This is a genomic window from Henriciella marina, from assembly GCF_027213945.1.
Taxonomy (GTDB): domain Bacteria; phylum Pseudomonadota; class Alphaproteobacteria; order Caulobacterales; family Hyphomonadaceae; genus Henriciella; species Henriciella marina_A.
This window is the reverse complement of sequence record NZ_JAPWGW010000001.1, coordinates 117,591-129,813: the sequence shown is the minus strand read 5'-3', so window position 1 is coordinate 129,813 and position 12,223 is coordinate 117,591. Positions and strand designations below refer to the sequence as shown.

At 61.5% G+C, this 12,223-nt stretch carries 12 protein-coding genes; 7 read left to right on the top strand and 5 right to left on the bottom strand.

Annotated features, from left to right (window positions below; translation table 11 throughout):
• Positions 1–74: 74 nt before the first annotated feature.
• Positions 75–2,810, bottom strand: a complete 2,736-nt coding sequence (locus O4G74_RS00630) for a M1 family metallopeptidase (RefSeq protein ID WP_269400743.1) — start codon at positions 2,808–2,810, stop codon at positions 75–77.
• Positions 2,811–2,922: 112 nt separating this feature from the next.
• On the opposite strand from O4G74_RS00630, the gene O4G74_RS00625 reads away from it, so the two are divergent.
• From O4G74_RS00625 to mtgA, 3 genes are read left to right on the top strand one after another with little or no spacing between them, the layout of a single operon-like run.
• Positions 2,923–3,597 carry a glutathione S-transferase family protein gene (locus tag O4G74_RS00625; protein ID WP_269400742.1) on the top strand — a complete coding sequence of 225 codons (675 nt, stop codon included), beginning with the start codon at positions 2,923–2,925 and terminating at the stop codon, positions 3,595–3,597.
• Entirely contained in the window at positions 3,598–4,728 is a 1,131-nt protein-coding gene (gene queG, locus O4G74_RS00620) for a tRNA epoxyqueuosine(34) reductase QueG (protein WP_269400741.1), read from the top strand. It abuts the gene before it with no gap.
• Entirely contained in the window at positions 4,725–5,423 is a 699-nt protein-coding gene (gene mtgA / locus O4G74_RS00615) for a monofunctional biosynthetic peptidoglycan transglycosylase (protein WP_419715358.1), read from the top strand. Before queG ends, mtgA begins: the two co-directional genes overlap by 4 nt.
• 6 nt (positions 5,424–5,429) lie before the next feature.
• Here the strand turns inward: mtgA and O4G74_RS00610 are convergent, their stop codons facing one another.
• Entirely contained in the window at positions 5,430–6,125 is a 696-nt protein-coding gene (locus tag O4G74_RS00610) for a hypothetical protein (protein ID WP_269400739.1), read from the bottom strand.
• Between the two features lie 17 nt (positions 6,126–6,142).
• Complete coding sequence (locus O4G74_RS00605) at positions 6,143–6,799, bottom strand: tetratricopeptide repeat protein (protein ID WP_269400738.1); 657 nt, start codon at positions 6,797–6,799, stop codon at positions 6,143–6,145.
• Positions 6,800–6,864: 65 nt separating this feature from the next.
• On the opposite strand from O4G74_RS00605, the gene O4G74_RS00600 reads away from it, so the two are divergent.
• The 3 genes from O4G74_RS00600 to O4G74_RS00590 all read left to right on the top strand — a co-directional run bounded on the left by O4G74_RS00600 (position 6,865) and on the right by O4G74_RS00590 (position 9,207).
• Positions 6,865–7,719, top strand: a complete 855-nt coding sequence (locus O4G74_RS00600; RefSeq protein ID WP_269400737.1) for an SDR family NAD(P)-dependent oxidoreductase — start codon at positions 6,865–6,867, stop codon at positions 7,717–7,719.
• A gap of 97 nt (positions 7,720–7,816) precedes the next feature.
• On the top strand, positions 7,817–8,683 hold the full coding sequence (gene yghU / locus O4G74_RS00595; protein ID WP_269400736.1) for a glutathione-dependent disulfide-bond oxidoreductase: 867 nt from the start codon (positions 7,817–7,819) through the stop codon (positions 8,681–8,683).
• An 8-nt stretch (positions 8,684–8,691) separates the two neighbouring features.
• The gene (locus tag O4G74_RS00590) at positions 8,692–9,207 is read left to right on the top strand and encodes a hypothetical protein (RefSeq protein WP_269400735.1); all 516 of its coding nucleotides are present in this window, start codon (positions 8,692–8,694) and stop codon (positions 9,205–9,207) included.
• Positions 9,208–9,427: 220 nt separating this feature from the next.
• Here the strand turns inward: O4G74_RS00590 and O4G74_RS00585 are convergent, their stop codons facing one another.
• Entirely contained in the window at positions 9,428–10,342 is a 915-nt protein-coding gene (locus tag O4G74_RS00585; protein ID WP_269400734.1) for a hydrogen peroxide-inducible genes activator, read from the bottom strand.
• Between the two features lie 359 nt (positions 10,343–10,701).
• On the opposite strand from O4G74_RS00585, the gene O4G74_RS00580 reads away from it, so the two are divergent.
• On the top strand, positions 10,702–11,439 hold the full coding sequence (locus O4G74_RS00580; RefSeq protein ID WP_269400733.1) for a carbonic anhydrase: 738 nt from the start codon (positions 10,702–10,704) through the stop codon (positions 11,437–11,439).
• Here the strand turns inward: O4G74_RS00580 and O4G74_RS00575 are convergent.
• Entirely contained in the window at positions 11,436–12,212 is a 777-nt protein-coding gene (locus O4G74_RS00575) for a hypothetical protein (protein ID WP_269400732.1), read from the bottom strand. The genes O4G74_RS00580 and O4G74_RS00575 overlap by 4 nt on opposite strands.
• Positions 12,213–12,223 lie beyond the last annotated feature (11 nt).

Genomic DNA, 12,223 nt, shown 5'->3' with positions numbered 1-12,223 from the left:
GCCAGCTTCTATCTGCGTCGGAAGGCCGGGGCCAGTGCCCTTCGCACGCTGCAGGTGCGAAGGGCACGGGTATTTTAGTTCTCGGATTCGCCGCTGAGCGCTGCGGAAAGCTCGCCAATCTTCTCGCTACGGAAGGCTGAGCAGAGATTTGCTGCTTCCTCAGCCTGCGCCAGAGAGCGTTCATAACCGGGGATAAGGTCTGCATTGCTCACGAAGAAATTCTTCGCTTCGGCAATCGCCTCTGCCTCACAGAATGACGCGACGGCACCAGCGGACTGTGCCTTGCGGATCTCTGGCGTGCGCGTGATGACATCGTTGAAATTGGCCTGGTAGAGCGCCCAGGCTTGTTCGCGGTTTGCATCATTGCGCAGCGATTGCTGCATGACGGACCAGGCTTCCTGGCCCTGCCAGTCTTCACCGCTGACTTCCTCGTAGAGGGCTTCGAGTTCAGCTTCGCTGACATTCTGCGCCAGCACGGCCAGAACGATTCGACGTTCGCGCTGATCGTTCGTGTTGCGGGCATAGTCGAGCGCGGCCTCATAGAAGGCTTCGCCGCCATTGATGGCGCCATACTTCATCGCAGCCGCGAACTCTTCCGGCGAGACGGCAGACGGGTCTGCTTCGCCCTCGACGCCGACAAGGCGGGCGGCGCGGTCGGCGAGTTCGCTACGCTCTTCGTCCATGTCACCCATCTCAAGAAGGCCGACATAGAGATCAGAGAGAAGCAGCGTCTCATCCTGGCCGAGGCTGTCTTCGCGGGCCTTGAGCGCCTCATAGACAGGCCGGTAGGTCTCCTCGACCCAGGCGGTCATGTCTGCGCGGTCGTCTTCAGGCAGGCTGCCATAAAGGCCCTTCGCAATGCTGACCGACTTAAGGGCAACGTCCCATTCGCCTTGCGCACCAGCTGCCAGCGCGTCCAGCAGGGCCGGTGCGGGCGCGTCGCCAGCACGGAATGCGGCCGAGACGCTATCGAGCAGTGAGAGCTGCTCCTGCGCGCTCAACGTGTCGAAGTTCTCGGTCAGCGCGCTCCAGTTTTCGTCAGAGAGGTTGAAGCGCCAATAGCCCCCAGCCGCATTTGGCATCACCCAGTTGGCGCAACCTGCTTCAAGCGGAAACTCGGTCGTCTTGCCGGTCAGCATACGGCGGACCGTCTCGTCGCCTGCCGGGCCGTCGACACGCATCGAGAAAGGCACCTGCCAGGTCTGGCCGTCCGGATTGATCTCGGAACCGAGCGGCGCATAGCGCTGCTGGGTCACGGTGATGAGGCCGGTCTCGTCCTCGTTGCACGTGGTCTCGACATTGAGGTACGGGATGCCCGGCTGGAAGATGAACGAGCGGAAGCTCTCAACAACACCATTGTCGCCGCTGCCTTCTGCGACCGATTGCATGAAATCATCGACATCGGCTGCATCGTCCTCGAAGCGCTTCATGTGAAGGCGGATTCCTTCACGGAATTCTTCGGCGCCCAGATAGGATTCGAACATTGAAAGGACGTGGCCGCCTTTGGAGTAGGTGATGCCGTCAAAGGCGTCATTGATGTCCGCATTGCGCTCGATCGGGTTACGGATCTGGCGCGCATTCTTCAGGCTGTCCGCCCCCATTGCGGCGATGCCGCGGCGCTGTGTGGCGCGGTCAAAACCCTGGTCCGGATAGATATCGTCCATGGTCTTGTAGCTCATCCATGTGGCGAACGCCTCATTGAGCCAGATATCGTTCCACCATTCCGGGGTGACGAGGTTGCCGAACCACTGGTGCGCAAGTTCATGCGCATGCGTGGTCAGGATACCACGTTGGCGGTCCACCGGCGTGCGGTCAGAGATCAGCAGCGCGCTCTCGCGGTAGATGATTGCGCCGGCATTCTCCATGGCGCCATAGGCAAAGTCCGGCACCGCGATGAGGTCCAGCTTCGCGTACGGGTAGGGATAATTGAAATAGGTCTCCTGCTGGTCGACCATCTCATCGGTGATGTTCATCGCGACCTGAAGCTGGTCGCCCTTACCTGCAGGGGCAAAGCCGCGGAACGGTACCTGCTTGGCCCGCAGAGAATTGGCCGGAAGCGGCGCGCCTTCGCGCATGTCGTATGGGCCAACTGCCAGCGCGACGAGGTAGGACTGGATTTCACGTGTCGTCGCGAAGGAGTGGCGAACCATGCCGTCATCAAGCTGGGTCGTGCCGGTCAGCGGCGCATTGGTGATGACCTGATTGCCCATCGGGGCGGTAACCGTCAGCGTCCAAGGCGTCTTGAAGCGCGGCTCGTCGAAGCCGGGGAACATGCGGCGCGCATCGATCGGCTCCATCTGGGTCGCAAGGTATGGCCGCCCGTTCTGCGTCGCCTTGTAGAGGCCAGCGAGACCGAAATTGTAAGGCGCGCGATAGTCGAGGATCAGCGTCGAATTGCCAGCCGGGACAGGCTCGGCAAAGTCGATCTTGGACACGCCGCCATCGGCAAGGCTGCCCTCGAACGTGCCTTCGATCTCCGTGCCATTATCAAGGCGCACGACGGCGCTGTTGATCGTCTGGTCCAGCGAGTGCAGCCAGATGCGGGCATGCGGCTCATCAAGGCGGATGTCGATTTCAGCCGTACCGGTGAAGCCATCCTGCGCCGGGTCGGTGACAAGGTTCAGGCGATAGGCCGTCGGGCGAACGCCCTCCGGCAGCTGACCTGCAGGCGGCGTTTCAAGTCGAACGGGCTCATTCTCGGCGGTGGTCGTCTCGCCCGATTGACCGCGTTCGCCCGGTCCACATGCGGCAAGCAGCGCAAGGCTGGCGGCAGTTACTAGGATGGACGTTTTGAACCTGTTAAGCGACATGCACGATTCTCCGGGCAGAATTGATGGGGCGTTGGTCGGCGCTACTGATCGCGCAAAGTCGTTGCAGAGAAAAGGTCTGAACTGGAATGAACGTATCCAGAAAGGAAACTTCATGAAACGTCTCTGGCACTGGCCGCTCGATCCGGGGTGCAGAACGGTTCGGCTGGCCCTCGAAGAAAAGAAGATCGCTTTCGACGCCAAGGTCACCTGGCCGGGCGCTACGATCAGCGAGCTCGCCAACCTGCCGCCCGGCAGCGACCTGCCTGTCCTTCTCGATGCATCCGGCGAACAGAAGATCGTCGTCTCCGGTACGCATGCAATCCTTGAATACATAGAGGAAACCGATGCCACGCCGCGTCTGATGCCGCTGCTCGCAAAAGACCGGGCCGAAGTGCGCCGCCTCTGGCAGTGGAGCGAGACCTCCTTTGCCGAAGTGAACCGCTCCCTCCTGGCAGAGCGTGAGAACCAATGGGTGCGCCGGTCCAAACAGTCCGACACTACGCGCCTGCGTGAAGGCATTCATGCGCTGAAAAGCAAGCTCGGCTTCCTCGAAGGCCTTGCCGGCGTGCGCACCTATATGGCGGGCCGCACGCTCAGCCTTGCTGACCTCTCCATCGCCGCGCACCTCTCGGCCTATGACTATTTCGGCGATGTCCCGTGGGACCTCACGCCCGATCTCAAGCAGTGGTATGCCCGGATAAAATCGCGTCCGTCCTTCCGTCCGCTTCTCGCTGACAAGGTGGAGGGAACGCGCCCGCCGCGCCACTATGCCGACCTCGATTTCTAGATGGCAGGCGCCGCCATCACGCTTGAAGCCTGGCTGAAGGATGAGGCGCTGGCGCTTGGCTTCTCGGACTGCCGCATCTGCCGCGCCGATGAGGCCTGGCCAGTGGGGGACCGCCTCGCCGAATGGGTCGAGGATGGCCGCCACGGCGAGATGGCGTGGATGGAAGCGACGCTCGAGCGGCGCAAGCACCCGACGAATATGTGGGAGAATGCCCGCTCAGCCATCATGCTCTCGGTCAATTACGGCCCGGAAACCGACCCGATTGAGGCGCTGAAGCAGACCTCCCACGGCAACATCTCCGTCTATGCACGCGGCGGCGACTATCACGACCTCATCAAGAAACGCCTGAAACAGCTTGCCCGCGCCTTTGTCGAAAAAGCTGGCGCCGGAGTGAAAGTCTTCGTCGACACCGCGCCCCTGATGGAAAAGCCGCTGGCCGCCCGCGCCGGTCTTGGCTGGCAGGGCAAGCACACCAACCTCCTCAGCCGCGAGTTCGGCAACTGGCTGTTCCTGGGCTCCATCCTGACGGACGCGGAGCTGACGCCAGACGCCCCGGAAGCCGATCATTGCGGCTCCTGCACCTCCTGTATCGATATCTGCCCGACGCAGGCAATCACAGCGCCTTACCAGCTCGATGCGCGCCGCTGCATCTCCTACCTCACCATTGAGAATGCAGGCCACATCCCGGTCGAGTTTCGCGCGGCGATGGGCAACCGGATCTATGGCTGCGATGACTGCCTCGCCATCTGCCCGTGGAACAAGTTCGCCAGCCGTTCGGCTGAACACAAGCTCTGGGCCCGGCCCGAACTCAAGCTGCCAGAGCTTTCAGACCTCGCCGCGCTCGACGATGCAGCCTTCCGAGAGGTGTTCTCTGGCTCACCGATCAAGCGCATCGGGCGGAACCGTATGCTCCGCAACGTCCTTATAGCTATCGCAAATAGCGGCGACGCCTCGCTGGTAGAGACCTCCGTCATCCCGCACCTTGATGACGAAGCGGCGATCGTGCGCGGCGCAGCAGTGTGGGCGCTCGCCTGCCTTGATACCGCCCGCTTTGCAGCGGAAAAGGCCGCGCGCGAAGCAACAGAGACGGATGAGGAAGTGAGCGCCGAATGGCAAAAGACACCGGCATGAGCCAATCCTCTCGCGGCCCGATCCTGACATGGACCCTGCGCATCCTCAAAATCCTCGCCGCCGTTTTCGTGTTGGTGCACCTCTATACGCTCGCGCTGAAATGGGCGCCGGTGCCCGGCACCATCCTGATGGGCCAGCGCATCGTCGAGGGTGAGGACTTCCGGCGCGTCATCGTCCCGCTTGAAGAGATTTCGCCCAACCTCGTCTATGCCGTCATCGCCGCCGAGGATGCCCGCTTCTGTGAGCATGACGGGATCGACTTCGAAGCCGTCGGTCAGGCCCTGGAAGAGCGCCGTCAGGGCCGCTCACAGCGCGGCGCCTCCACCATCACCCAGCAGACGGCCAAGAACACCTTCTTCTGGAATGGCGGCGGCTTTGTCCGCAAGGGCGGCGAAGCCTGGTTTGCCATCTTCATCGACGGCATCTGGGGCAAGCGCCGCGTGATGGAGCAATACCTCAACACGATCGAGTGGGGCGATGGCATCTTCGGCGCGGAAGCTGCCGCCCGGGTGCGCTTCGGCAAGCATGCGAGCGAGCTGACAGAGCGCGAAGCCGCGCTTCTGGCCGCCGTCCTGCCCAACCCGCATGAATGGCGCGTCGACCCTCCCGGCAACTATGTCAGCGGCCGCGCGGGCACGCTGCAGTCACGCCTGCGCGTGGTGGCCAATGACGGGTTGGCGAACTGCGTTCTTTAGGGCGGCCTAACAGCTGTCTGCCGCGCTTGAGGCCAGCGACCCGGCCATAGCCGCAGCGCCCTGCAGGAACGGGCTGTCATTTTCGACCACCACATCCTTGATGACGCCGTCGGCTTCCGGGCACCATTTCTGGCGCACCGGCACATCCAGCGAGGCCCATTCCTTCTGCGCAATCTGCGGCGTCCCGGCAAAACCCGGACGCGCCGCCACTTCGATGACATCACCAACTGCCACCTCGTCACACCAGGCTGGTCTCTCCCGTCCCAGCCGCGCGCAGGCAAGCGCCTGCAGCGCGGTTTCTGCACGTGCGGCTGGCGGCGCGAAAACCGGAAGGTCCACTTCCGGCGCATCGCTCGCTCCTGTCCCTGTCATGGCATCGGCCTCGACCGCCTCATCGGCCCGCGCGATGACCGGGGACTGGACCGCGGTGCGCGGCGCCGTTTGCGGCAAGGGCGCAGCGCTCGGGGCAGGGGGCACCGGCTCTCCGGCTTCAACGGCCGCCGGGGCGTCTGGCGCGGGCTCTGGCTCAGCTTCAGCCAGCTCAGGCGGCAGCTCGACCAGCTCAACCGGAATGAAGTCCGGCGCGCCCTCATCGCCTTCAAATGTCTCGGTCGGAAAGCTGAACAGCACCGCAATCAGCGCCGCATTGACGCCCACCGATGCCAACACTGGCCAGCTGCGCCTCACCAGTTCTGACGGCAAGGCCCCCACGCCGCCACCTAACCTTCAGCGGCGAGGCGTCTGGCTTCGCGAATATCGCCCCGAAGGACCAGCGTGTTGATATTCTCCCGGTCCAGCAAAAGCGCGCGATTGATGTCGGCCTCTGCCGCATCGTAATCGCCATTCTCAAGGAAGAGCTGCGCGCGCATCTGTAGCGCATCAACCGAGTTCGGCACCAGCGCCAGCGCCTCGTCGAGGTCTGCCTGCGCCAACTCGTACTGGTCCGTGCCAAGATAGGCGGCCGCCCTGTCGGTCAGCACGCCGGGATCCTGCGGTTCGATCTTCAGCGAATTGGTCAGCGCCACAATGGCGGCATCCGGATAACCAGCGATCAGCCAGGCATTGCCGGATTGGGCGAGATACACCGCCCGGTCACCCAGGCCGCCTGCGTCCGGCGCATTGGCCAGCTCTTCAAGCCGGGCCGCCGCATCGCGAAACTCGCCCAATCCCAATAGCGCCATGGCGTTGCAATAACGCGCCGCCGGGCGCGCGCCCTCGCCGATCCAGGCAAGGCTTTCTTCCAGCGCGGCTTCCGGCCTGTCGTCAGCCAGCGCGAGACAGTCATTCAGGCGCTCGCGCTCAGCGCGGAAAATGTCTGCAGTCGATGTTTGCGCCATCGGAAGCGCGGCGATGAGGAGGGCAATGAAGGCTGACAATTGGAATCTGGTCCCCGAACTCTAATCTGAGGCTCTTGAGTAATGGGCAGGAAGACAGGCCGCAAATGACAGTTGTTTCACGCAAGCTATTCCTGATCGGGCCGGGCTATTCAGCGCGCGAACTGGCAGGGATCTGCAAGGCTGAAGGCGGCTGGACGGTCCTTGGCACGGCCCGCAGCGCCGACAAGGCGGAGGCTCTGCGCAAGGACGGCATAGAACCAGTCATGACCGATGACGCCGACGCCATCGAGGTTGCGGCAAAGGATGCGCACCTCCTCATCTCCACCCCGCCCGGTGACGAGGGATGTCCCGGCTTTGATCTCGCCGGCGCGCACGCCGCTAGCGCCGCCTCCGTGACCTATCTCTCTACCACCGGCGTCTATGGTGATCTTGATGGCGGCTGGGCCTTTGAATGGCTCCCCGCCAATCCCGGCTCAAAGCGCGGCGAGCGACGAGAGCTTGCAGAGGGCCAGTGGCTTAGCGTGCGCCCTGATGCGCGCCTCGTTCGCCTGCCGGGCATCTACGGGCCGGGCCGCTCCCCGATAGACCGACTGCGCTCAGGCAAGGACGAGCAGATGGTGAAACCCGGCCAGGTCTTTTCACGTATCCATGTGGAGGATCTTGCAAGCGGCCTCATGGCCCTGATCGAACGCCCGCACCTCTCTGGCGTCTTCAATCTCTGTGACGATGAACCTGCGCCGCCCGAAACCGTCATGGACTTCGCCGCCGACCTGATTGGCATGGACCGGCCAGAACACGTCACGCTGGACGAGGCCAATGCCAGCGCCATGGCCCGCAGCTTCTATGCCGAATGCAAGCGTGTGCCGAACGCCAAGCTGAAAGCCGCAACCGGCTGGCGACCACAATTCCCGACCTATCGCGAAGGCCTCACCGCCATTCTTGAGGCTGAGAAAAGCTGAACAGTCCTATCACAAAGCCTTGTTCCGATTGAATGCGTCTTGGCGCTCATTACCTCCTTGTGCGACAAGTTCGCACAAAGCGAGGAAGGAACAGCTCATGAGCGATACCGAGTACACCCCACCGAAAGTCTGGACCTGGGACAAGGAAAGCGGCGGGCGTTTTGCCAAGATCAATCGTCCGATCGCTGGCCCGACGCATGACAAAGAGTTGCCTGTCGGCAAGCACCCGATCCAGCTTTACTCGCTCGGTACGCCAAATGGCGTCAAAGTCACCATCATGCTGGAAGAGCTTCTGGCCGCCGGTCACACGGGCGCCGAGTATGATGCCTGGCTGATCAATATCGGTGAGGGCGACCAGTTCAGCTCTGGCTATGTCGACCTCAATCCGAACTCCAAGATCCCGGTCATGGCCGACCACACGACTGACCCGGTCACCCGCGTCTTCGAAAGCGGCTCGATCCTGCTTTATCTCGCCAACAAGTTCGGCGCCTTCCTGCCGGAAGATCACCATAAGCGCACAGAGGCCATGAACTGGCTGTTCTGGCAGATGGGCTCAGCGCCTTATCTCGGCGGCGGCTTTGGCCACTTCTACGCCTATGCCCCGTTCAAGATTGAATACGCCATCGACCGCTTCGCCATGGAGGCAAAGCGCCAGATGGATGTGCTGGACCGCAACCTCGCTGACCGCGAATTCATGGCTGGCGACGAATACTCCATCGCCGATATGGCGATCTGGCCGTGGTATGGCGCCCTCGCCAAGGGCATCATCTATGAGGCAGGCGAGTTCCTGCAGGTCCATGAATACAAGAACGTGATCCGCTGGACCGACCAGCTCGCCGAACGCGAAGCCGTCCAACGCGGCCGTATGGTCAACCGAACCTTCGGCGACCCGAGTTCGCAGCTCCGCGAACGCCACGACGCCAGCGACTTCGATACGAAGACGCAGGACAAGCTGGAAGGATAGCTTCTAGCATGAAGAGAACCGGCCTGCTCCTTTCCGCGCTTTTGTTAAGCGCATGTGGCAGGCCGTTCGATAATGTTGATCGCGCTGCAAGGTCTAATACCGGTGACTCGACTGCGGTCAGCATTGCCGACGCCATTGCCTTTTACGAGGAGCATACAGATGTGCTCGGGCGCAGCATCGAGGCCCTTGAGCGGGGCGCGCCACAGGGCTCTGTGGAGGCGGATTTGCGTCGGCAATTCGCGGTCGTCGCTGTCAGTTTTTACCCCGCAGAAGCAGGTGTCTCAGACTTCGGATACATCACGCTCTCAAGCGGCGCCCCTACCAATCCAGAAAAGTCGGTCGCCCTCATGTATTTTGCCGACTATGATCGAAGCATGCTCCCATATTGGACTGGACAGGTATTCAATACTTGCGGACCAGAAGCTGCCGATGCAGTTGCGCACCCGAAGCCGAATATTTCCGAAGTTTACTGCCGCATAAATGATAAGTGGCTTGTTGTAGAGACATTTACGCCTTCATCGTGAACTCGGCTTCAAATGCGCATGATAGGCTGGAAGGGTAGGGCGAACCTGTACCCCTCTCCCTTGGGAGAGGGGCTAAAGGGGGCATCAACATCAACGCCGTCGTCTCAGCGGTGAGTTGCTGCCTCATCACTAAAATCCATAGACCGGCCCCATCACCTCGAACACGCCCTCTCCGGCGTAGGCCGGAAGGCGGTCATGCTGGCCCAGGTGGGTGTGAGACCTATCCCTCCTCTAGCAAAAGTCGCTCGGCGACACTTTGCATCAGCTTGGCGACTTCCTGAAACTCGCGGGCGAGGGGAGAGCTTGGTCGCCAGATAAGGCCGATCCGTCGGCAGCATTGCGGGTGATCGATCTCGCGTACGATGAAGTCCGGGTCGCGCTTGGCTTCTGACAGGGCGTAGAGGCTCGGTAGAATGGCATAGCCGGCCCCCATGACAGCCATCTGGCGAGCGGCGTCGAGACTTGATCCTTCATACTCTGCACTGATTGTGGTGCCCGCCTCGCGCGCGATCTCCCCGATCAGTTTGGAAAGACGATGCCCGGCGCCGAGCGTCAGGAATGGGCGCTTTGAGAGCTGTGATAGGCGGACAGGGCCAGCGTCGCCCAGAGGCAAATCCTCCGGAGGCCCGCAGACCCAGAGCTTTTCCTCGAACAGGTCAATGCTTTGAAGGCCGGGATGGTCGCCTGGTGTCGATATGACGATGTCGAAACGGGCATCGCGGAGCCCACGGTCCAGCTCCAGCGTATCGCATTCATTCACACTGAGGCGAAGGTCCGGAAACCTGGTGTGAAGTTCGCGCGTCACGCGCGGCAGCAAATAGGGGCCAATCGAAGGTAGTACGCCCAACCTGATCCGGCCTGCGATGGTCTGCTTGCCTCCAAGCGCCAGGGTGCGAAGTTCTTCGACTTCGGTCAGGATACGGCGCGACTGACGAATGATCTCCGCGCCAACAGGCGTCGGCGTCGCTCCATTCCTGCCACGTTCGAAAATTGTGACGCCAAGATCGAGTTCGGCTTCGGCCAGCTGAGTGCTGAGGCTCGGCTGGCTCACATGTAAACGTCGAGCAGCCTCATGAAAACGCCCGCAGTCTGCAACGGCGACGATGTACTGAAGCTGGCGAAGGGTCGGGCGCATGATAGTTTCAAACTATAGAAAATGGGCCCTGTTTCAATTGGAGCTATCGAAAAGTCAAACCAGATTAGGATCACCTAACCAAGAGGAGTAATTATCGTGATCCGTACCCGCACCATTCTCAGACGCCGTGAGCGTTTCCGGAAGATGCGGCGAACGCTGCCCGTCCGAACTGCACCGGCGATGAACCGCCCGTACCCTGAGCCGCGTGACAGTTCAGACCGCAGGCCTGTCTGATCTCACTTCAATGGCGATGCTGCCCCTGACAGCAGATCGCTACCTGCGGGCGCCTGGTAGTTCCCCACCTCTCACCTCCCATACCGGGCGCCCGCGACATTTTTTACCAGATTTGGAGAAGTGCCATGAACAACAAGATTTCACGTCGCGGTCTGATCGCTTCGAGCGGGGCTGCCGGTATTGCATTGGCCGGTGGCGCGTCGAACGCCGTTGCACAAGCGGCGGCGCCCATTGCGGCTGCGCCAACCCGCGATGGGCGCACGACACTTGATGCCGACGGGGCCTTGGCGCTCCTGAAAGAGGGGAATGAGGCCTTCCTGCAAGGCCGCACCGCCAACCCCGATATCAGCGCGGAGCGCAAACTTGAACTCGCACGTGGTCAGGCACCCTTTGTCGCCTATGTGACCTGCTCTGACAGTCGGGTGCCGCCGGAACTTCTTTTTGGGCGGGGGCTCGGCGAGCTTTTCATTATCCGCAATGCCGGAAACACCGTTGATACCGTGGCGATGGGATCGATCGAATATGCCGTTGCTGAACTCGGCGTGCCGCTCGTAGTCGTCATGGGGCATGAAAGCTGCGGCGCAGTGAAAGCGGCGATGTCTGTTGTTGAGGAGAATGCCCGCTTCCCCGGCTCAATTGGCGGCATGGTCGAACCGATCATCCCGGCGGTGCTTGAAGCGCGCGGGGCTGAAGGTGATGAGACTGAAAACGCCGTGAAACAGAATGTTCGCCGAGTTGTGCGCAGCCTTCGTGAAGATTCCGACCCGCTCTTGCTAGAGCCGCAGCGCGAAGGGCGGGTGAAAGTTGTAGGTGCTTACTATCACCTCGATACAGGCTTTGTGGACTTCTTCGATACGGTCTAGCCGGTGCGAATCTCTGAACGGGCTTCCGCCTCGCGTTCAGGAGAGCCAGACAAAAGGTCATCGTAGCCATAGCGAGAGGCGGTCTCACCCAGCTCCGCCCAGACCCGGGCCGCTTCCTGTTCTGTCAGAACCTTGCGCCAGCCATTCAAAAAGAGGCCGGGATTGCGGTCGGGATTCATTTCCTTGCTGACCGCCAACGGCATTTTTCGTATAAAATCAGGTACGGGGCGGTCGATGAGCGTACTGACCGGGCGTATCAGGACGCCCGGGTCGCCGACCACGTCTTCATAGCGCACAGTAACATTGGGCATATCGCAGGCGTCCCAGGCCTCGTGCCAGTCATCATAGCGCCCTCCGGCATACGACCCGGCCAGAATGCTGCTAAGGTCATAGCTGGTGCGAAGTTTCCTGAACGAGGCGACGGCGCGGACCGGGTGCCGGGTCATGCAGATATAGGCTTCGCCCTCAATCGGGTCTTCGGGCGGCAGCTCATGCGTTTTGACGAAGAAGATCTCGCTGAGGGCGGCGCAGTCACGGCGCAGCTGCGGATTGTCTTTGAGGCGCTGAAGCGCGTTGTTCTTGAGGCCGATATAGGGCGGGTAGCCAACCTGGTAATAACGGACAAAGTCGCCGAAATATTCTGGTTTCAACCGCTTGGATTTGGGCGCGTCTGAAGGGTACCCATTCGCAGTCAGTATCCGGAAATTCAGCAATAGCAGGTTGCGCGTCAGCGCGTTTCCGCAGCGCGGCCATGTGGCGACATAGACAAGCATTGCAGCTCCTT